This window comes from Enterobacter cloacae complex sp. 277I4 (genome assembly GCF_050031465.1).
GTDB lineage: Bacteria > Pseudomonadota > Gammaproteobacteria > Enterobacterales > Enterobacteriaceae > Enterobacter > Enterobacter cloacae.
This window is the reverse complement of record NZ_JBLGWC010000001.1, coordinates 2,335,259-2,356,126: the sequence shown is the minus strand read 5'-3', so window position 1 is coordinate 2,356,126 and position 20,868 is coordinate 2,335,259. Positions and strand designations below refer to the sequence as shown.

Below are 20,868 nucleotides of genomic sequence, written 5' to 3'. Positions count from 1 at the left end.
TAATACCTCAATAGCCAAATGCTCGCCAATAAAAAGGAACGGTTTCAGATGCCCTTCTACAAGAAACATAAAAGCTGAAGGAGCTTGAATTAAATGAATTCAGCCATGCCGTTTCCTGAAGACCCGCTCCAAGGACATCTGCAACAGAGAAATAAACACCAGTACACGCAGTAGGGAAAGGTTCAGGGAATCTAATCAATATCCCCTGGCTTTCATATACTCCAGAATATGAAGTGGTACCTGTCACCCCTGATGAACTTCCCCACATTTCAATTTCACCGTTGCTTCTATATGAAATTTTTGATGATGAGTTTAATTTTGGCCGATAAGAAATCAGATAAATTCCAGATGCGTCACCGTATATATCGATACTAGCAATTCGATAAGAAAGGTTTACGCTCGCCCCCCCTGGCGAGCTTAATGAAATGGTGAAATTGCCTGTAGTATTATTTACTATGGTCCATTTCTTAGACCATGCAGGGAAGGTTATGCTTATATTTGACGTTAGCAATCCGTTTATGACGATGGTATCTTTTGCTGCCTGCAAAGAGCTTAAAATTAATGAAGAAGAACCAACAGACAAAGTTGTAATGCCGTACGCTTCAACGGGGACCCATCCTGTAGATGCTCCAGTTGATGACTCTGGAGCGGTAGAGTTTCCTTCTATAACATTTAACCATTTATTTGATAGGGATGAAGAATTTATTACCGCTCCCTTTGGGTAACCTGATACTGAATCAGCAAAGTCAGTATTAAATTGATAACCCCCTCCAGCATCCGCCCATCTTTGTTTCTGTGTTATTTGATATAACACACCATTCATATCCTTGCCTGATGGAGGAATTCCACCTGCGCTCAGCGGTTGCATTGTGATGTCTGGGAATCCTTTATCGAAAGTTGCTATTCCGCTGTTGTCAGTTGTCGTGCTTGAATCAACTGGAATGGTATTTTTTAGACCATTCACACCAAATGCTTTCGTAATTCTTAAGGGGGTATCAGAAGAGTTCATGTCATACCTGCTGAACGATGTTAACTGTCACCCCAATAGGGGCAGGAAGTGCGCCTGAGCTCTGGACAATTGCAAGCTCTGCTGTAGTAAGTTGAAACTCAAATACGTAACTCATGACCATTTCACCATCATTTCTGACGTAGCATTTGCCATTGTCGCCGAACATAAACATCAGTAATTTATTCAGGTTTGGAATGGTGCAGTCTGAGATATTTGCCGCAGCTTTCATCATGATTAACTTGCGGTAAATATCATTTGTGAGGGTTACAGTTGAAGTTAAAAGTTCGCCAGAATAAAACGGTGCCTGATTAAACGGCTGTGGATCATCTACAACAGGTGGGTCTGATGACGCCTCATTGAATCCGAAGTAAATCTTGTTTTCTGTCACCGTCAACTGTCTGCTGACAACCACGATTTTTCCCCACACATCAAGGCCGTAGGTATCTGCCGTCTGGATGTTCCATATCACGTCATAGAAATCATCGAGAAAGCTTTCAATGCCTACTGCTTCATTGAACGAGTAAATCAGGGATTTGAGTTTTGGGCTGTCGGCATATTGCGTCAGGATGGTATCCGCGACGTTTATCATGCCAGTGTCACCGAGATGTTAGATGCGTCCAGTGTAGGTACTTCATCAATGCCAAAGGATGCAGATGTTTGATATGTCGTTCCGTCACGACTGATGGTGATGCTAAAGATATCTACGTTGTCACTATCAATGGCCTGAACGCCTGCGTAGTAACGGCCTGCATAAATGGTTGAGCCAATACGTGCTCTTGTTCCACCATCCTCGCCATTGAAAGAGCTAAGGATGGCGGATCTAACTCTGTTGACGATATCACCAGGTAATGCGTTATTGTCTGCCAGTTCAACCTTGAAATAGACGCTTACCGCTGATGGAGTTTCCCATTTAATTTCATATTCAGGGTAAGGCTGAACGTAGTTAACATCGTCCACCACCGTGTATGTGGTGTTGCCAACCATTGACGGTCCCGGAGGAAGCTTCTGCCAGATCGCTTTTGCGATATCTTCCGACGCGCCACCGTACACGCATACGTAGAGCGAATGAGGCTCCAGAGATACGTTAGTGAATCCCTTCGTAACCGTCAGGCTGGTGTTGTTCTGCGTCACGTATGCATCAGTGACACCACTGACTGCCAGTACGTTGGCGTATACCGCTCCGAGTTGATTGTTGGAGTTACCAGCAACCGACTGCTTGCGGCGATACTCAAAGTTAGCCCTACTCTCTACTTCATTACCCAACACCCCGGCAGTAGCATTGGTGATACCTGACCATCCCTGTATTGCACGGTAAATCGTGTTTAAAGCACCAATGGGACATGCAATGGGGCCAGATGCCTGATTCTGGAACACGACATCGACAGCGCCAGACGATGGGATAACAGCATCAGCCAGAGAGAAGTACAGGTAACCGCTGGTATCCTGCGCAATGCTGTTAGCCGGGATAACCGTTCCGACAAGACCGGTACACGTAGCAGTTACCGTTGTGCCAATTGCTGCGATACGGTCAATGAAGTAAATCTGTCCAATCGCATCCTGCATGCGACCTTCAGCAAAGTCAGGGTTAATCTGGTTAACCAGCCATGCCAGGTTGTCGTTCTTGTCTCCGATGATTGCCGTATCGCTCATGGCAATCTGTCCCTGCGGAGTCGTCAGACTCTTACTCATCCCTCCGCCCATGGCGGTATCAAGGTCAGTTAATCGCCCGTTGAGAATGTCTATCTCATCAGGAACGGCAATGCCGGTAGCGGAAAACGTGACAGAGGGGACGGCTGTGCTAACTGTTACTTCAGCCATTTGTTACCTCAGAATTGGATTGTGGTCCGAACGTTGTTCGTGTCGGTTATAGTCATGACGCCGGATGCAAGGCGATCTGCTTTGCCAACAGTTGTGGTGCAGAATGCAGCCTGAACGTAAGGGAGTTTTTTGGCCTCAGTTGCCATTTTGGTATTGATGAGCTGAGTGCCTGGCCAGTGACCGAGAATTCGCTCGTAATACGGAATCCCCAGCGTGGTGTCATACCAGGGCTCACCGAGGAATGTTGAGCACGCGCACGCTACATCCTGCGCTACTGCGTAAGGATTGGCTGTGATTGCCATGCTTCCGGTGTCGTCTAGCGTGATATCCCACTGGTCAGTCAAAAGCAGTGATTTGGTGAGCATGTAAACTCCGGGCAATAAAAAACCCGCCGACGCGGGTTAGTTTGTTGGCGTTCCGGTGTTTCCGGAGCCTGTTTGTACGCCGCCATGTTTATGCGTACTGAGGTGAATGCCGTTCCCCGTGACTTCTCCTGTCGCGGTAATCGTTCCACCAAATGTCGCGTTACCACCGAAGCTACCAGAACCCTGAGTAAGCTGCCCGTTTGCCTCAATGATTGGAGCATTGAGAGATATTTTGTCATCAGCATTGACTACAACGGTGTTCCCATTAACCTGGACAACCAACGGCGAGACGATGTCTATTCCATCATTGGCGAACTTCACATACTGGCTTGGCTCTGCATTCAGCACGCCGCCTAGATAGATGGCATCAGAATAGCTGTGCGTGCGATTCGACCCTGGCAATGCGGATTGTTTTGTCTTCTTCACGGCCGTGATATCGCGATCGCAAATGGCAATCATACCAATATCACCTTCGACGGGAGGCATTATCACCGCGCTGGCACCGCGCTGCAGCCTCCAAACCGGAACGCCGTGAATCACTGAGTTAGGAATCAGATCGCCGCCACCTGTAAAGCCTTCTACCATCGGCTTCACAGAAACAACCTCTCCCGACTCGCTAACCGAAGTTACTATCGCCAGAGTGATGAATGATTTTCCCATCAGAAACTGATGCATCAGGAATTGCTGTGAGTTGGCATCGGTTGCCGTGTCCTGAGGCCGCGTAGTAAATAGGTTCATTACTGCCTCACTGTTAGCTGTCCGATTGATGCCCACACGATGGTTGCCCACGGAGCGCCTTCAGTCCATGTCGAAAGATAGTGAATTGCCGACTGTACCGTATAAACCCCGCTTCCGTTCGGTAATGAGGTTTCTATCTGCACCTTGCGACCGCGCAAAATCAGATCGCTGTACTGGCACTGGAAGTTAATCCCGTAGTTACTGAATACCGGGTATCCAATTAAGCCGTGCTCTGGTGATATGAGAGGTATTGTGTCGTCGATGCTTCCACCCTGCGGCCAGATATAAATAGCACCCAACCTAAAATCAATCTCGATTCCTGCAGCGTGAGCGCACTGCTGAATCTGCGCTATCGGGTTTCCTTCAAAATAAGGATTCTCAAGCTTCGCCAGAACGCCGTTGTTAACCACCGTATAGCCGATGCTTGCGGCTATAGTCGTGATGATTTCAGCAACACTTGCAATACCTTCCTTTGAGAAAGGCGGTGCAGTGATTGACTGGTCGAACCCGGTAGAAAAGGCACTGATTATCAGTGGCGCATCAGGCATCTGGTTAAGGTCGGCAAAGCAGTTAGTGATAGAGCCGAAGAATACCGGCCTGTCATCTGCCCATACCTTCATCATGTTCTGCTTGGCACCGTTTAACTGGATGCCCTTGTAGCTCAGCAGAGCCATGTTTTCGATGCTCAGCCCAAACACCCTTGCTTCCAGTGTTGTTCCTGATATGCCGCCGTAAGCGCCTATCTCTATTTCCGCCTTGATATTGTCGATGGTCAGAATGTTATTTCCTGACTCATCGAAAGCACCGTCTTTCAGCGTGAACTGAAATTTCAGCGTTCTCTTTTTATAGGTCATGCTGCCATCTCATCTGCTGTGGCATAGAACAGCTTGAATCGCGTCCCAAGCTCGTCATAAACAGGGTCGAGGCTTCCTTTGGTATCAGCGAAGAAAAGCTCACCTTTGAAGCCAAGATAGGGATAGCGGACTATCTTGTTGCAGTTATGGCAAAGAACTCCCTGAGCTATCCACAAATTATCCAGGCCAACATCGATAAACAGGCCTGTAGAGCGCTGTACGATGCGCAAAGTTACTGACTGACCATCAAGGTTGACGCTTACTTCCTGAGCCTTGAGAGGCTTGAGAGAAATGTTCTGCATCAGGATAGCCCCGCTACCAGTTCATCTACCGTTGTCGCAAGGTTTTTAATGGCCGATGTTGCCGCCCCATTGATGGCACTAGTCGCTCCTGAAGTTGCATTGCTAACGGCATTCGTTACGGAGGTGGCTACTGTTGTAGCGGCACTGGATACTGACTCTTTCAGGCCAGTTAACGCACCTTTGACATCTTCAAGCGTGGAGTTTGTCGCCGTTGAGTTAGCCTTCTCCGTAACGACGCTGGCTGCCTTGCTTGTGCCGTTTGATGTGGTGTTGCTGTTTGCCGTGGTACTTGTGAGGGTGACTTCAGCTTCCTGCAAAACAGCCTGGAATATGGCTTCCACCGTCAGAAGGGTCACATCGCGATCTGATGTCCGGTAATTGTATCGAACCAGGTCATAGTCTTCATATGTCGTGTCCGGCGTCTCTATATCGTACACCTGCGCATCAGCAACCATCGCATCAAGCGCCGCCAGCATGTCTGAGCGACTCGTCAACGTGAAGTTGGTCAGATTGGGGATGCTACCGCTAAATCCCGTCCATCCTTCCAAAGTAAACAGCACCCGGATAATAGGCGGTCGTTTTACCTTGTTAAAACTGCTGTAAGAACCCTGCTCAATTGGAGCCGACACCACTGATGCATCAGCCCCATACTCAATTCCAAGGAATGAGGACGGAGACAATGCCATTAAGCCTGATTTCAGGTAAATCCCGTAACCAGGCGAAAGGGTACTGTTGATTATGGAGAAGATATTGCCGCTGTTTATCGCGCTGAGTAGCGTTGTTTCGTTCAGTGAAAAGGCCATATTATCCCTGCCCTGACATTGCTGGATTCACCAGGCGGTTTCTCTGAAGGTTTCTCTGGATATCAGCACCCAGAGCATTGGCGTTTCCGGCCGATGTCTGCATGTCGATTTTGCCGATGTTGATGTTGGTCTGGCTTCCGGCAGCAGCTGGCATATTGCGTGAAGCAGATGAACCTGCACCTAACTGAATGCCTCCCATGATGTCAGACGAACTGATATAGCCCTTACCGTTCTCATGGTCGACAATACCTTTCATCAACCTTGCAATTGTCGCTGTGTCGCCTGAATCCAGCACCTCGTTAGCACCTTTCCCTGTCGCTTTGGTAAGCGCAGAAATATAGGCGTCGACATTGTTATTGTCCGATGCTGGGGCATAGGTTTTGACGATTGAGGAAAGGGTATTGATGCCGCGCTTAAAGTACAGTTGAAGCTGCTTGTAGAGCGCTGCAACACCATGCTGCATTGACTCGAACACCGCAAATCGACCGCCTTCACCACCTTCAGGTGTCGCTCCAGCCTGCCCGGCATAGTTCAGGTTTCCGGGGTTGTTGTTGCGGATGCCACGAGGTGCTGATTTGTAACCATCGCCACGGGGTAACTCAATGCCCGTTTTGTCGAATATCCAGTCGTGAAGTTGCTTACCCCATTCCGTGGTTGTGTCTGTTCCTGCGCTTCCATTCAGGAAGTTTGTCACCGGATTGTCAGTCAGCCATGAGTATTTCTTTTCAAGCTGCTCTGCGTACTTTTGAAGTTCAACCAGACCGGCGATCATGCTCACGCGACCGAGCGCTGTGAGAGCGCCTCTGACGCCTCCTATAGAGCTGGTCATGCCTAACAGCCACTTCCCGCCAACGAACACCAGAAGAAGTTTGAGTGCGTTTTCCAGACCGCCCACAGCATCAACTACTTTGTTGATTTCATCTGCTGTGTCGGAGAAGAATTTGCTAATTTCTGGTCCGTGAGTGCTAATCCATATCCCGAACTTCTCAATCAGGGGAATGAGCTTCTCGATGTATGGAATTAGCGCCTCATAGAGCACCTGAGATGCCGCAGTAAAGTTCTGCTTCATCTCCTGCAGGCGGCGGTTAAACTCCAGCGCCTTTCTGGTTGCTTCGTCTGTGGCTCTTGATATCTTCGCGAAACGGTCAGCATCCTGAACCAGCGAGCCGTTAGCAAGCCCCTGCTGAGTGGCATTATCAAAGCCAAACATACCACCAAATCTGCGCTGAGCATCTTTGCTTAACTTGCCCCAGTTGCTGGCAATCTTGCGCATGATTTTTTCGGCGTTGTCATTCTGGTAGTCGAAGTTAGCGCCTGTTGCACCGGCGAATGATGCCAGGGCACCGAAAAGCGGGTCATCCTGACCGCCACCGGTACGAATGTTTGTCAGCGTCTTCTGGAAGTTACCCAGCGTACCTGCCATGCGTTCTGCAGTTGAACCGGCTGCTGCTGCTGCTCTCTCCCAACCATCAAGTGATTTAGCCGAGATATCCAGAGCGCGTGATTCAATCCCCAACCGCATCAGGTCTGATGTCATGTTGGTGATGAAGGTCTTGATACCCTGCGCCGATAAGGTAACGCCTACCAGTGCAAGTAATTCTGTTCGGATTGAGCCAAAAAATGAGGCCGCTCTTTTACCTGCGGCCTCCATGTCTTTAGCTGTCTGGTCAGCATTCTTTCTGGTATCGTCCAGGCCTTTTTTTACTTCTGTCTGGCCTTTCTTGAATCCGGAAGAGTCAAGACCAAGAGTGACTACCAGTGAGTCAATAATCGTTGGCATCAGCCATTCTCCTGAGCCCTGTTGATGACCATTTGGTTGTAATTGTCGACTGTGATTATCTCAAGCCACCACCATAAATCCTCTACGCCAAGCGTTGTGCTTAGTTCTGTCAACGAGCATTTGCCCGATGACAGGACCGTCGCTATTGTTTTAGGTACGTTGGCATAGTCGGTCAGGCCAGCGATTTGCTGCCCCATTACCGGAGGGATGTCTAACTGGCGGCGGCGGTCAAAAAATCGACGTGCAGCTTAAAGACTTCACCGCGAAGCTTCAGGCGAGTCATAACTTCTTCAGTGTCATCATCAATCAGTGGTCGCTTGATGTTTTGATCTGCTGGGTTTGGCACCGCCTGAACGCACTTCATCAGCTCGTCCAGGAGAGGCCGTGCATCCTCTGGAGGGATTTTAGCCACCATTTCGAGGCCGACTTTCGCCATGCCTGCCATACCCATATCTGAAAAGTTATCCGGAAGATTAACGCCGTTTTTAGCCATTGCCAGTCCGGCACGAATTGCCCACCACTCAGCCTGAGTAGCTGACATTTCGCGAATGTAGAAAACCTTCCCATGGTCTCGGCCTTTATCTTCGACGGTGTAGAAAATCTCTTTGCGTGCCATGTTAGTCCTTATGCGTTGTACGCTTCGCCCACGACTGATTCCCAGTTAATCTGGAAGGTCATTGCCTGCAGTACGCGCTGCGCATCAGGGATAGCTTTAACTCGCTGCAGGATGCCGTTGGTCAGTGTGAACTTGCGACTAATCGCCGGGAGAATGATTGTTGCGTTGCAGCGGAATACTGCCTTTGAGGTCAGAGACGTCAGCTGCCAGGTCTCGAACAGTTCACGAGATGGACTGTCAGGCATGATTGTGATCGTCTGCAGATATTCACCGAAAACGAAACCGCCAGAGAGCTTACCGTCAGCGCCACGGACGGAAACCGCCATTTCTGTATCACCCAGAGCAAACATCGCGTCCGCTGCATACCCCTCAAGCGTTTGAGCGCTGGGGAACAGGTTGGTAACAGTGAGGGCAAAAATAGAGTCTGCACTCGTAATTGTGTTAGACATTGATTTGCTCCTTACTGAACTTCAATTGAAGCGAGAGTGATTTTCTGTACGCAACCACCGTCGCAGTACCACAGGGTCATGCTCGGGCTTGTGCGCTCATGACGCTGCGTAGGCGTGGCATCTGCGATATACAGGTAATAACCCTTAGCAATCAGCGATGGAGAGATATCAGAGCCTACGGCATTCTGAATTTCGGAAATCTGAGAGCTGGACAGCGTTACGCCAGTGCGGATTGCGCCAAACACAATTGCCTGGTTCAGGGTGTCTGCAAATGACGCCTCGATGATCGCCTTGCCGCGTGCGTTATAAGGAATGCTGCGATTGGACTGGAACAGTTCGATAGCGTCCTGCATCAGGTTGGCATTCAGCCAAATCTGGAAGCAGAAGGAGTCAAACCACTTGAAGTCACCGGTAATGGTGCCGTCAGCCCAGTAACGGGTATCGTAGTTATTCGCCGTGTACGCGCCGTAGAAGTTGTAGCCGTTGGCAATCAGCGCATCGTAATTTGCTGACGTAGTTACTTCCGGAAGCAGGCCGCCCAGAGAGCGGAACTTGAATGGTACGCGGCCTTCCTGACGGTCGAAGTCAAGAGATGCGGCGTAACCAATAACGCTAGCTGCATGGGTCTGGTCACCGAACACCGGTACGACGTTGGAATAGTCGTATGTGCTGATGATTTTGTACGCCAGCGTGTCAGTTGAGCCAGATACCAGCGCGGATTCTTCCAGCGTGAATGGCACATAGCCGAACCGGTAATTCTGACCGTTAACCCATGCCGAAAAGTCCAGCGCCTCTTGCTCAGTCGGCGTGAAGGATGTAGTGAAGATTGCCCAGTTCTGAGAGCTATCAAGCACTGACTGCATCGCCGTGGTCACTACTGCTGCATCTGCGCCCTGTGACAACTGAGCGCCGGTAGCGGCTGTCAGTTTCAGGCCAGCAGACAGCGTTCCTGTTGCGTAGGTGATGGTGCTCGCTGCACCATCAGTTGCGCTGGTGATGATAAAGCGCTTCTGAGTGGTGTCGTACTCCACTGTTACGCTTGAACCGATGCCTGTTTCAATCAGGTCAGCAGCCATGGCAAAGCTTGTTGCTGTGCTCAGGTCAATACTGGCTGATGTCACCGCAGTGCCGTCAACGGTCATGGTCAGTACACCGCTCAGCAGTTTGAGCTGGTCTAACGTTACTGCCGCCATTGAACCTGAGCGCAACCATGCTGCCGCTGCTTCCGGGTTAAACCGTGCAAACAGCAACGCTCCTGGTGTTTTTGTGGAATTGTCGTATCCCTGAAAATACACTTCAGCCATGCTGAATTCAGCTGATGCACTACCGAAATAGGCCGATACGTCTTCTTTATTCGTGAATGTGATAACACTCCCAACCGGAGCATAAGCGCTGTCGGTAAGGATGAGGCCATTCAAGTCAAGCGCTGAACCGCCAGCAGGCAAAACGCCAGGGTTAATCTGGACGTCCTTTCTTAATGGGATTGCCATTTATTAACTCTCCGGAGGGTATTTTAAATCTGCGGCAATAACGCCGACTGTAATGCTGTCCATGAAGTCCTGGCGTGTGGTAACAGACGGGTTAAATTGCCCGATAAATTCCATCGTCCAGCGGCCTTCGTATTGTTGCTCGCCGTTTATCATCGTTGTCTGATGAGGGTCAGAGCAGTAAAGAGGGGTGATGACGTTGCCGTTTTGTCTGAACCACTCACAGGCAAAGTCTGAGCGGATTAACGTACCGATGATTGCAGCGTTATCTGCCGCGTTCTCGCCATAACAGTCAATCTGACAAGGCCATTGCGTGCTGCGCTGGTTGAGTTGCTTGCCCTCGCCATACACGCCGTTGTCGTCGTATTTGACGCGGTTGGTAGACAGGCCTATCTGCTTCAGCGGCGTCATGATGATGAAGTCATGAAGCGGCATTGGCGTGAGGTTCTGCTGACCTACCAGCACGTTATCTATGGTGAGTCCGGTGATATCCATCAGAAACGCCTGCAGGGCAATACGCAGGTCAAGCTCTGTGATGTCTACTGTGGCTGTCATGGTGACCTCTGCAGGTTAACAATCACTCGGCACCAGTCATGCCACAACTCAGGAACCTTCACTACCAACCACTGCTGACCATTAACGATAAGAATGTCTCCACCATTTTGCTCTGGTCGATTCACGCCGTTGAAGTTTCCATTCAGATACGCGCTTTTTAAGATGCCCTGAATGTTGATGGCATCTACCTGACGTAAGTCTGTGGACGATAGCTCCTGCATCTGCACTTCAACATCAACGTTGCTGTACGTCTGCTCTCGCTTTCCGCCAGGTAACGTAGTGAATCCGGTATTAATCCGGAACACTCCATTTACGTTGGGGTTTATTGCTCTCGTGGCGCTATTGGCTATGCCTCTCAGGTTCATACGCCATCCTTAATGTCGTAATCGACGCTGTTTAGCATGTGGGATGTTTCAATGAGTGGCTTAGAGAAGCCCTTTTTGGCGATCGTAACTGGAGATAACGCAGGCTCCATCAAATCCCTGATTGAGCCTTGCAACTGGCCTTTAATGTGCTCACCCATCAGCCCCAGCATCGTTTCTGCGTCGTAACCGGTAGCCTCGGCTATCTTCGCAATATCCTGCGGCCATTCGGGTGACTTTTCGGCGATCATGTTTCGGAAGAATGGGCGTGGCGGCCTGTTCATTGCCGGGTCGCCATATTCGTTGGCTGCGGCAACCATTGGTACAGATTGTCCGTCAGGGTATGTTGCCCCTTCAAGGAATCCGACCCTTAGCGTTTTACCATCACCAAGCTTTTCCGCCAGTTCAGCAAGTTTCGCCTCTAAAGCTGCGCCACCACTAAACGTGGTCATGCTCACCTCCGGGTAACTGGCCTGCGGTAATAATGTCCTGGATATAATGATGGTGATGCGCCAGGGACATATTTAAACGTCCTGTAAGGAGCGGTAGCCTGCCAGTAAGCAGCGCCGTAAGGTGTCTGCAGATACCACCATGAAGATGGGCTTACAGGAACCTCACCGGTAGACACAGACACAGACCCTTCAGATGCGCTAGCAACCCTTCCTACAAGTCCGGATGGCTTCTGACCACCCACACCTGAATTAAGGGCGGCAATGTGCGCCACGAGCATATTAAGATACACCGCACGCACATTTACATCGGTAACAGGACTGCAATCAGTGTTATCAAGGTAGACCGTTGCCTCAACGAAATACGCATTCAGCAGCGTGTCACTTACCGTGTCAAACTCGGGGTAACGCTCACGGAATGCGTTAATGTCGAAAACAACGATCGCCATGATTACTTACCGTCCGATTTTTCGATGCCAGGCATCGGCTTGTCCTGAGGAAGCCCCTCAAGGCCAGACTTGACCTTGGCGTTCTCGGACGCTTTTGCCTGTGCGCTGTTGGCTTTTGCTTGAGCAAAAACGAGCTCATTCACGACATAAGGTTGCTCTTTATGAACTGAAAGCCACTTCTCGAACGCATCCTTGTCTACGCCATCGGTCAGACCATAACCGCCAATGACATTGGCAGAATTGGAGCCATTCAGCGTTACCGTGTAGCCATCCTGCTCAACAATCAGGCCATTAGGAAGTTTGCAACCTACTACGATAGTCTCTGCCATGAATTAAACCCCGATCATGCTGGCGATACCCAGCGGTTGACGAATGATTGCACCCCATGTGCCGCCTGATTTCTTCTGCTTCCAGCTGGATTCTTCAACCACAACTGCGTGCGCACGCATCTTCTCGGTGAATGCTGCATAAGCGGTATCCTGCTCGCCAAGACGATCTGCAATCAGCTGTACGAGCTCACCCGCATCAGTTGAATACTCAACTGCAGTTTCAACACGCAGATTAGGGAAGTTTTTCTTCAGCAGGTCAGACACGTTGACGTTGTACATGTTGGTCTTGGTCAGGTTCACCTCTGAGGTTGGTGACATCGCAAGAGTCATTGGGTCGGTACGCGAGATAAGACCTTTGGTCTGAGAAACGAGCTGTGCATACAGGCGACCCGCGATATCGTCGTACACTGCCTGACCATCTTTAGACGCCCATGTTACTGCGCCGCCTGAACCAGTCGCCCCGGGGGTGATAGGAGCTGAGAGTGCAGGATCGTTCAGCAGGCCATAGTTCATCAGGCCGTCGATACCGAAGAAGTAGGACTTGTTCTGGAACTTATTCAGCACCAGAGCAGATGCTACGTTAAGCTCTGCCGCGTAACCGATACGCGCAGCGCCGTACATATCCAGCTCACGTTCACCCCAGCGGGTATGAGTCTGGTAATGGTAAGACTGGCGAGGAACCCAGTTAACGTTCGCTGCAGTCATGCCGTTGTTGTTGAAGTCGCCATATGAGCTGGTCTCACCGGTGCTTTCAACGATTGGGAACTGCGCGGTCAGGGTAGTCCAGTCGCCTTTCTTCACTTCACCAATGATTTCAGCTGCTTTCATTGGCGTGACCAGAACGCGAATCAGTTCAGGGTCAACGTAGTTGGTGAAGTAGGCAGGGATACCTGCGTTATTCGCGGTAACCATGGTTGGCTGAGCATCCATAGCCAACTGGAAGTTTTCTGCGAAGTCAGGCTTCAGGTAGTCTTTCGCGCCCGGCAGAATGATGCCGTATTTGCCGCTAGCAGCGGAATAGTGTTTCTGAAATTCGTTCATTACTTGCTCCAGGTGCTGATTTTGACCAGTTCGCCTGCATCACAAGCGCTACCAGCATAGAAAGGCGTTTCGACTGCGCCGGAAATAGTTGCTCCTGCAGCACCGGTCTTAATGGTGCCATCAGCAAGCACAGCAAAGATTTTCTGTCCACGAGTTGCTGCAGTTGCGGTACGTGCCCAGAAGTCGCCAGCGGTCATCAGGGTTACTTCACGGCCTGGCTGAATGAGCATTGAAGCTTCACCAAGCCATACAGTGATTGAAGCCTGACCATCGCGATGAACGAATCCTGAAGGAGCGCCGGTGCCGGTATTTGATGCGACACCATCGACAGCCCACGCAAAGCGCCCTACGGTCAGACCGCTAGTGCCAGCTACCAATGCTGCTTCGCCTGCCAGGAAAGTGGCGTGAGGGTTGGTGCTCGCAAAGCCACCTTCAACACCCGGTGCTGGGTATTGGTTAATTACACTCTGAAAACCTGCCATGTTAGAAACCTCGTTTCAGTTTGCCAGCGGTCGGGAAAGCTTTCTCAAATTCGCTGTGAGATGCGGAATCCTGCGCAATGACAGGGCGTTTGTTGTTCTGCTGCTCGATAGCCATTTTGACCATCTTAGGGAAGGCCGAAGGGTGAACGCCTTCGATATCCACGCCAGCCTGCTCAAGTGCAGTGCGGTAGACATCATCAGCGGAGTCCATTGCAACGACATCGCCAATCAGTGGGCGCACAGCCTGCTCAGCTTCACGCACTTTGCGGAAGTTCTCAGCCGCACGTTTGGTTGCGCTGTCTGCTGCTAAACGGATCGCACTATCCATTGCCGTTTTGGAGACTTTGTCGTCTTTTTTATCGTCTTCATCGCCTTCGTCTTCGGCTGGCTTTTTCTTTTTATCATCGCTGTCTTCGTCATCTTCGTCGTCAGCGGTTTTCTTCTTATCGTCGTCCTTGTCGTCATCCTCGTCTTCAGCCGGTTTCTTTTCTTTCTCATCTTCTTTTTCAGCTTCATCCAGCGCCAGAAGCGCCTTCCGTACTTCAGCCTCCAAATCAGCATCAGCTGCCAGTAACGGCTTCAGCGTTGCGCGAATAATCGCGGCTTTACGTTTGCTCATGAGCATTAACTCCGGGGGTAATGAATCTGCGACCAATACGTCGCTTCCTGCGCGGCCTCTTTCAACCAGCGCTACGTGGTTCCCGATGATGTCCCGCATGATGCCGTCATACGGCTCTCCATTCGGTGTAACTCCGGGGGTCATGTCAGCGACGTATTGGTACGACGAAGACAATTCTTCCTGCTCTTCCGTCTCAATACCGGCGATTGCGGAGTCGTCCCAAACTGATAAACCGTTTGTCAGATACGTTCCGTCAAAGTCTGCATTTGAATGCGTTACACCTACGCGATACTCGCGTGGTGGGTCGCCGGGGAAGTCAGGGGTATGGATTGATAAAAGTGGGATGTTGTTGAATGTTGCAGCGGCTTTCTTCAGTTCATCAGGGTGTCGCCATAACTGGTAAATCTTGTCCGGCTCTAACCCGAGCTTTTCAGCATTTGGAATCTCTCTCCCGAAGTAGGGGCAGACATTAGCCTTGCTGATATTGCTAACCTTTACCTGAAGCCTGCCGTTGCCATCAAACGAGCGCATTGAAGCGCGGTCAAATGCCAACCGTTCAGTTGTTTTCATTGCTTTCTCTGATTTCAGGCAATAAAAAAGGCCGCCTTAGCGACCTTGTTCGTAAATTACTTTCTTTTGTATCTAACTGGCTGGGTGGTAGCCCTATTTATATCCCAACCTTTATCGACAATTCTTGCTCTCAGGGTGTTTGCCGGGATACCACACCGCCTAGCAAGCTCAGCCATAACCACTGTCTCACCTTTGTATTCAACATAAAGCGAGTTCCTGCGATTTGACATTTGCTGTTTAGGGGTCGCCCATCTGCAATTATCTGGAGAGTAACCTTTGTCGTTGTCTATCCTGTCAATAGAATGCAGTGTTGACGGTCTGGGACCCATGTCTTTCAGGAATGCTTCGAAGTCTTCCCATCTTTCGCAGATGTCTATACCCCTTCCGCTATAAGAGGCATGTCTGCGGTTATTTGGGTTTTTAACTCTCTGCCTCATGCTTTGCCAGATCACATACTCTGAGCTTTCTGTTAGGCCGTGCTTTTTGCCTTTTAGGCTGGACATCTCTTTATTAAAACATCCGCAACTAACACTAGAGCCATTCCTAAGACTATTTTCAAGAACAACCCTTTCAGTTCCGCACGAGCACTGACATTTCCATTTTCTCTTTACCCTAACCACTCCAAATTTATCGGTGTGATAATTAGGTTCTGCTGCGTTCATTACGGACCATCGCCCGAATTGCTGCCCGATGTTAATTGGTGGTAGTCTACTGGCACCCATCATTACCTCCACATAGGTTTTGCTGGTAGAAGCCCGGATGTGTTAGCGCACTCCGGGCTTTGTCATTTTACCAATTCAACCATCTTTCAGGAAGCTTAAAACGGGACTCCACGTACAACGGCAATTTATTTCCTCTCCGGGCATCACCCATTTGCCATCCAGGTACATTCCCTTGCTTAATTCAAATACCTTTCCATCAGCCTTAACGTGTGATGGTCTTGGCTCTTTGCCAGCATGAGAGTGCTTCCAGACACCTTGAGTGATACCAAGTGACTTCTGCCTTGCCGCCTGCATTACAGAGGTTGCTTTGTTGTTCTGATCGCGTGCTATGAGAGCTGCACGCCTGCGCGTTATGCCATAGCGCTTCTGAAGCTCGTCAGTGAGGTAAGAAAGATCGCGTCCTCGCGCAACCGAGCGCATTACCAGACCCTCAACCTCAGTGAAATACTTCTCAGGTATTGAGCGTATCAGGCCAACGTTCTCTGCAATGGTCGCCTGAAGCGCGTTATTCATCGGCGCCGTCATTTTGAACTCAACCGTGAAACCTGCCGTTTCAAGCGCGTTATGGAGAGATACATCGGTATTCTTCAACGCATCACCGGCAAACCTTTCAGCCAACTTCTGAGATACGTTGTCGAAAGCCTTTGCCCATCGCTTGGCGAGCTTCTTCATGGCATCACGCATAAACACGGCAGGAGATGCGTCCATTGCCACCGCTGCACCGCTCGCTTTGTAGTTAGCAGTCAGCCAGTACACAACGGACTTCTGCATCTCTCTGATGTGGTTGTCTAGCTGTCTGCGATACCACGCCTCAACACCGGCATTAGGATGAATTGCTCTCAGCGTTTGCTGCGTCGATTTCTTCTTCCCGCTGGCCATCGTCTTCGTAGTCGTCTTCGATTTCGATGTCATCGCTTAGGTCCAGTGAGTGGTATGGGCTGTCAGGGTCATTTGCGATCTTCTGTCGAATCTCGTTACCCGTCAGAGCACCTGTTGCTACGTTTACCGCGTCAGTGTCAGCATCCATCTTGCGAATCTCTGCCTTCTCTTTCTCGGTCATCTCGTAGAGAGGCTCAAACTCGAAGTAGATATCCGGGTCGATGTCGCCAAACTCTGAAAGCTGGATGATGTCCAGAACGCGCTTCAGGTTGTCTTTGAAGATTGATTGCTGCAGGGCGTGAATGTAGTCGTAGAAGACTCGAATCTCGCCATCTGATGATGCGTTAAGGCCAGCTGGTGAAATGCCTAGCAGCTTGACCAGTGGAATGCTGGACACCGCTGCCATTTGCTCCTGTGCCTGCGCCTGCAATGCATCAAGACCACCAAGAGGTGCGCTGATAAACTCAGCCTTTTCTTCCTGGCTTGGCGTGTTATCTACTGCGAAAGCGCCGCGATTATCCCGACACTGGTTGAACATCTGAAGGCGATTGATAAGCGACTCTGCTCCACCGCCTTGTAACACTGTCCCCATATTGGTAGAGAGCACAGGAATGGTGAACGAATGAATCAAGTCGCTAACACTGTCTCGCGTTCTCAGCCAGTTATTGACGTATGGCTCGGCAATCTGCGTCAGACTCAGCCCACGGAAGTTATACGCTGCTTTAAGCAGGTCAGGCACCTCTCGTGATACAAAGTCCAGCATACGGCTGGCATTGACCGTTTTAGCCATCACAAACCATTCTGTCGGTTTGTAGAAGTCAGGGCTCATCGGATTGTCTGTGTTGTAGACACCGGGGTATGTCCAGACTGGCTCGATAACGGTAAACCCCTTGAGACTGCCTTTCTTAATCTTCTTGTCAGACAGGAACAGCTTTGAGCCCAACTCTACCGGGTCAGTCCATGCAGACACGCCTCTAGCAGACTGCACATCGATATAAATCTGCCCGCCGCCAAAGTAGCCGTCATGCTCTGCCGCTTCGCGGAATCGGTCTTTAACCTTGAACTTTTCCATTGCAGCGTAGAGTTGCTTAACGCGCTCTGCTTTATCGTCATCACCGACAGTCTTGAGCTTGATCCACTTACGGGTCATCTCTTCGGCGATGGTTCCGACCATCTTGCGATACTCTGGCTTTTGAGCGAGCGTGGCCAGATATGGGTAACCCGGGAAGCTGTCAGGATAGCCATAGGTGTACCCCATATAAGCCTCGTTCAGAGAGGCGTATGGCGTTGAGTCCATCGCCAGTATGCCTTTCTCTATGCTCTCAGGGATAACGCCTTTTGGTGGCTTGTACTGCTCAATCTCGCGAGGTGGTTTAGCCTGAATCTCTGCCACTGCCTCAGCTCTGATTTTCATCTCAGGCTTTTGTTCTTTCACCGGCTCAGGCGCGGCGACTTGTTTCTTTTTAAACGGCCACACTTAAATTCTCCTGAGTTGGCTCGGGTCGATAACCATTGGCTGGCGACCAGAAATAAGATTGTCGTCAATGGCGTCCATCCAGGTATCAAGGATGTCGTCATTGTCGTGACTGTCGTCAGCAGAGAACGCGGCGCATTCAGTCATTGCGGTGATAACCCATGAGGTAGTACCAGCTACTGTTCCGTCTTCGTAGTAAACATGCGGCCTGATAGCTCCGTGCTCATCATGAGTGGCAGGAACATAAACCTTGCCAGTTTTAATCTGAGGAATGACGTTAAGGCAGCGAACCAGTTTGTTCTGGCCTGCACCGCGAGGTATCTCTTTAACCGGAATACTGTTGCGCTTCTTGAGGGTGGTTATCAGACCTTGACCCGCCTGCTTCTCTTCGATAGCCATGTGACGCATTGGCATGATTCGTAGAGAGCCCTGCATGCGCCATTTCTCCCAGACCTCTTCTGCTTTCTTCAGGAGGTCTTCTGGGTCCCAGCGACCTCGTACCACATCGATGATGTAGAGATTTCCATCAACACCCATACCAACAAGCGTGAAGACCGTGTAGTCGAGCCAGTCCTCAACCTTGCCGCTGTTGGTATCGACGTATACGGCTCGATGAGTGAGCTTAGGTAGCGTGGTGTAGGTCTGGAACCAGTCGGTATCGATGATGCCGCCAGTAAGCGCCATTGGGTTCTGCTGGTACTGAGAGAGGAACGTGTAACGGTCTTTCTCCCAGAGCTGCAGGAGGTCGTTCACGTCTTCCATCTGCGGCCAGTATGACCAGTATCGGGTACCGGATACTTCCACATAGTCGGTATCCTTCACCGTCTCCCAGCACAGAGAGCGCCACGGTTCTGCTAGAGACTGGATGTACTTCTCTTCAATCAGGGCAGGGATAGCTACGTGGTGGAACTTAACACCCATCCCGCCTGACAACATGAAGCCTGTTGCGTCGTCAGTGTGAAGACGCTGCTGAATGCTCACAAACGGCGTTGGATGCTCTTTTGACTTATCGCCACGACGAGAGCGAATGGTGTTTACCAGAAGCGTGTTGGCGCTGTTCCTGCGCGATTCACTGAGCATGTCGACAGGCTTGTTGTAGTCATCCAGCATAACCATGCCGGAGAACTCTGTACCGAAGTAACCACCACGACCACCGGTGATTTGACCGTTGCTTGAACGAGAAACCGTCTGCCCTATTGAGCGACCTCGTTCGTCTTTTATCTCCCACTCTTCTGCCTGGTTGACACCGAATGAGCAAGGCCATAACTCCTGATACTCTTTGCTGGCGATAATATCCCTGGTGCGTCGTGAGTTGCGCTTAACCAGAGTGTCAGCAAACGAGATGTTCAGGTTGCGGAAGCGCTTGAGTTTGCCTTCCTGCACCAGTGCGTTGACGTAGGCCGGAAAGTGAATGGAGAAGAACTCTGTTTTTGTCCCGCCAGGAGGAATGTTGATAATCAGGTTTCGCGGCTCTAATCGACCTGCTATCAGGTCATCAATCTTTGATGCCATTAACCGGTGATGCCAGTTAACCAGAAGGCGATCGCCCTGAATCAGCTCAAACCACAGGCGAGTGAAGTTGAGAAACGATTTGGTGGACTTTGAACGAAGGACTACGCGCTCAGGGAATGACAAATCATCCCATTCGATAATTTCGTTCATAGGCTTAATCCAGTCCGGTTAGCTTCCCCTCTAGCGCTTGCTGCGCTGCGGCATAATCCGATGGCGAGTAGTTGACGACTTGCATTGTTCCCGTCTGCTCAGTCTTAATGTTTTCTTTAAATGCCTGAACGTCTACGTGCTTGCCGAGCAACTCAAGATTCTTCACCTTGTCAGGCCATTTTATTTTTTGGATGGTTGTCTCGAATGACTCATCATCTTCAGAGCCCCCTTTCCCAGCCATCCGCAGACGGTTGATATCCATGCCACTTAATGATGTGCGCCAAACTTTAGGCCATGCAGAGATGGGAAGCATATTACCTTCATCATCCAGAATATCCGCCGCATCCATTTGGTCTATCTCAACCAAGCGGCGCAACACATATGATGCGTCTACGCCTACTTGCTCATTGCGCTCTGCCTTAAGCTCAGCAATGCGGTCTAAAATGTCATCATTTGCCATCATCCTCGCGCCTTGATTGCGGGATGACTTCTCGCTGTATCCCGCCCTAATGGCCGCCTGCGTGGCGTTGAGGTCTTTTATGAACTCACGGGCAAACAGCTCTTGTTTGTCGGTGAGCTTTGCCATGTTATTTCTCTGTTTTGAACTTGAATCCCCGTAGAGCAATGAAGCAGGACAGGGATTTGAAGTGTTTCTCTTTAACGATGCGTGCATAGACAAATGCCTTAAGCACGAACAGTAATGGGCTTACCCACCATCGTTTTTGTGCAACCACCTTCATGGTGATCATCACATCAGGCCAGCAGTGCGTGCTTTAGCCAGCAGAGCGTTAAAGTCAGCCAGCAGGCCAGCAACATCAGTTGCGGTTGAATCAGCCTGTGCAGCCATCTTCTTAACCCCGCCGATTGCTGAGGTTGTAGCTGCCGGGATGGTTACCGAGTCAGTTGGGGTGGAAACTTCGATTGGATAGCCACCAGTTGAGATAGCGCGTTTAGTCATTTTGGAATTTCCTGCTAGATGTTTGGATATCTCACTGGGAATTCTCGACACCAGTGACGCTTCAAATCTACATAAAACTCTGTCAATGGCGCTTTA

General features: G+C 50.2%; 26 protein-coding genes. All 26 read right to left on the bottom strand.

Annotated elements, in window-relative coordinates; genetic code table 11:
- Positions 1-7: 7 nt before the first annotated feature.
- Complete coding sequence (locus tag ACQG19_RS11610) at positions 8-1,009, bottom strand: gp53-like domain-containing protein (RefSeq protein WP_426725907.1); 1,002 nt, start codon at positions 1,007-1,009, stop codon at positions 8-10.
- A gap of 1 nt (position 1,010) precedes the next feature.
- Positions 1,011-1,598 (bottom strand): DUF2612 domain-containing protein, encoded by a 588-nt coding sequence (locus tag ACQG19_RS11605; protein WP_426725906.1) that lies wholly within the window; start codon positions 1,596-1,598, stop codon positions 1,011-1,013.
- Complete coding sequence (locus tag ACQG19_RS11600; protein WP_426725905.1) at positions 1,595-2,827, bottom strand: baseplate J/gp47 family protein; 1,233 nt, start codon at positions 2,825-2,827, stop codon at positions 1,595-1,597. The genes ACQG19_RS11605 and ACQG19_RS11600 overlap by 4 nt, the downstream gene beginning before the upstream one ends.
- An 8-nt stretch (positions 2,828-2,835) precedes the next feature.
- A complete protein-coding gene (locus ACQG19_RS11595; RefSeq protein WP_044157974.1) occupies positions 2,836-3,192 on the bottom strand; it encodes a hypothetical protein in 357 nt (118 codons plus the stop codon).
- Between the two features lie 36 nt (positions 3,193-3,228).
- Positions 3,229-3,930, bottom strand: a complete 702-nt coding sequence (locus ACQG19_RS11590) for a Gp138 family membrane-puncturing spike protein (RefSeq protein ID WP_426725904.1) — start codon at positions 3,928-3,930, stop codon at positions 3,229-3,231.
- A complete protein-coding gene (locus ACQG19_RS11585; protein ID WP_426725903.1) occupies positions 3,930-4,784 on the bottom strand; it encodes a hypothetical protein in 855 nt (284 codons plus the stop codon). The genes ACQG19_RS11590 and ACQG19_RS11585 overlap by 1 nt, the downstream gene beginning before the upstream one ends.
- The gene (locus ACQG19_RS11580) at positions 4,781-5,086 is read right to left on the bottom strand and encodes a phage baseplate plug family protein (RefSeq protein ID WP_062676956.1); all 306 of its coding nucleotides are present in this window, start codon (positions 5,084-5,086) and stop codon (positions 4,781-4,783) included. Before ACQG19_RS11580 ends, ACQG19_RS11585 begins: the two co-directional genes overlap by 4 nt.
- The gene (locus ACQG19_RS11575) at positions 5,086-5,889 is read right to left on the bottom strand and encodes a hypothetical protein (RefSeq protein WP_426725902.1); all 804 of its coding nucleotides are present in this window, start codon (positions 5,887-5,889) and stop codon (positions 5,086-5,088) included. Before ACQG19_RS11575 ends, ACQG19_RS11580 begins: the two co-directional genes overlap by 1 nt.
- Before the next feature lies 1 nt (position 5,890).
- Complete coding sequence (locus ACQG19_RS11570) at positions 5,891-7,669, bottom strand: hypothetical protein (RefSeq protein ID WP_426725901.1); 1,779 nt, start codon at positions 7,667-7,669, stop codon at positions 5,891-5,893.
- Between the two features lie 211 nt (positions 7,670-7,880).
- Positions 7,881-8,285 carry a hypothetical protein gene (locus ACQG19_RS11565; protein ID WP_115181344.1) on the bottom strand — a complete coding sequence of 135 codons (405 nt, stop codon included), beginning with the start codon at positions 8,283-8,285 and terminating at the stop codon, positions 7,881-7,883.
- Between the two features lie 8 nt (positions 8,286-8,293).
- The gene (locus ACQG19_RS11560) at positions 8,294-8,734 is read right to left on the bottom strand and encodes a phage tail fiber protein (protein WP_234015586.1); all 441 of its coding nucleotides are present in this window, start codon (positions 8,732-8,734) and stop codon (positions 8,294-8,296) included.
- Positions 8,735-8,745: 11 nt separating this feature from the next.
- Positions 8,746-10,224 carry a DUF3383 domain-containing protein gene (locus ACQG19_RS11555; protein WP_426725900.1) on the bottom strand — a complete coding sequence of 493 codons (1,479 nt, stop codon included), beginning with the start codon at positions 10,222-10,224 and terminating at the stop codon, positions 8,746-8,748.
- Between the two features lie 3 nt (positions 10,225-10,227).
- A complete protein-coding gene (locus ACQG19_RS11550) occupies positions 10,228-10,776 on the bottom strand; it encodes a phage neck terminator protein (RefSeq protein ID WP_072205311.1) in 549 nt (182 codons plus the stop codon).
- Positions 10,773-11,141: a hypothetical protein gene (locus tag ACQG19_RS11545; RefSeq protein ID WP_426725899.1), complete on the bottom strand. Its 369-nt coding sequence runs from the start codon at positions 11,139-11,141 to the stop codon at positions 10,773-10,775. Before ACQG19_RS11545 ends, ACQG19_RS11550 begins: the two co-directional genes overlap by 4 nt.
- Complete coding sequence (locus ACQG19_RS11540) at positions 11,138-11,590, bottom strand: hypothetical protein (RefSeq protein WP_062676983.1); 453 nt, start codon at positions 11,588-11,590, stop codon at positions 11,138-11,140. The genes ACQG19_RS11545 and ACQG19_RS11540 overlap by 4 nt, the downstream gene beginning before the upstream one ends.
- 2 nt (positions 11,591-11,592) lie before the next feature.
- Positions 11,593-12,036, bottom strand: a complete 444-nt coding sequence (locus ACQG19_RS11535; RefSeq protein WP_426725898.1) for a DUF4054 domain-containing protein — start codon at positions 12,034-12,036, stop codon at positions 11,593-11,595.
- Positions 12,037-12,038: 2 nt separating this feature from the next.
- Entirely contained in the window at positions 12,039-12,365 is a 327-nt protein-coding gene (locus ACQG19_RS11530; RefSeq protein ID WP_013098045.1) for a hypothetical protein, read from the bottom strand.
- A 3-nt stretch (positions 12,366-12,368) separates the two neighbouring features.
- Positions 12,369-13,406 carry a DUF2184 domain-containing protein gene (locus ACQG19_RS11525; protein WP_235123277.1) on the bottom strand — a complete coding sequence of 346 codons (1,038 nt, stop codon included), beginning with the start codon at positions 13,404-13,406 and terminating at the stop codon, positions 12,369-12,371.
- Positions 13,406-13,888 carry a structural cement protein Gp24 gene (locus tag ACQG19_RS11520; RefSeq protein ID WP_044157985.1) on the bottom strand — a complete coding sequence of 161 codons (483 nt, stop codon included), beginning with the start codon at positions 13,886-13,888 and terminating at the stop codon, positions 13,406-13,408. The genes ACQG19_RS11525 and ACQG19_RS11520 overlap by 1 nt, the downstream gene beginning before the upstream one ends.
- A gap of 1 nt (position 13,889) precedes the next feature.
- On the bottom strand, positions 13,890-15,077 hold the full coding sequence (locus ACQG19_RS11515; RefSeq protein WP_426725897.1) for a DUF2213 domain-containing protein: 1,188 nt from the start codon (positions 15,075-15,077) through the stop codon (positions 13,890-13,892).
- A gap of 56 nt (positions 15,078-15,133) precedes the next feature.
- Positions 15,134-15,739: a hypothetical protein gene (locus tag ACQG19_RS11510; protein ID WP_246932167.1), complete on the bottom strand. Its 606-nt coding sequence runs from the start codon at positions 15,737-15,739 to the stop codon at positions 15,134-15,136.
- Between the two features lie 135 nt (positions 15,740-15,874).
- Positions 15,875-16,570 (bottom strand): phage minor head protein, encoded by a 696-nt coding sequence (locus tag ACQG19_RS11505; RefSeq protein ID WP_426725993.1) that lies wholly within the window; start codon positions 16,568-16,570, stop codon positions 15,875-15,877.
- A 52-nt stretch (positions 16,571-16,622) separates the two neighbouring features.
- Positions 16,623-18,155, bottom strand: coding sequence for a DUF1073 domain-containing protein (locus ACQG19_RS11500; RefSeq protein ID WP_426725896.1), 1,533 nt, complete (start codon positions 18,153-18,155; stop codon positions 16,623-16,625).
- Positions 18,156-19,814, bottom strand: a complete 1,659-nt coding sequence (gene terL / locus ACQG19_RS11495; RefSeq protein ID WP_426725895.1) for a phage terminase large subunit — start codon at positions 19,812-19,814, stop codon at positions 18,156-18,158.
- A 4-nt stretch (positions 19,815-19,818) separates the two neighbouring features.
- On the bottom strand, positions 19,819-20,400 hold the full coding sequence (locus ACQG19_RS11490) for a terminase small subunit (RefSeq protein ID WP_246932162.1): 582 nt from the start codon (positions 20,398-20,400) through the stop codon (positions 19,819-19,821).
- 162 nt (positions 20,401-20,562) lie between these two features.
- The gene (locus tag ACQG19_RS11485; RefSeq protein WP_426725894.1) at positions 20,563-20,772 is read right to left on the bottom strand and encodes a head fiber protein; all 210 of its coding nucleotides are present in this window, start codon (positions 20,770-20,772) and stop codon (positions 20,563-20,565) included.
- Positions 20,773-20,868 lie beyond the last annotated feature (96 nt).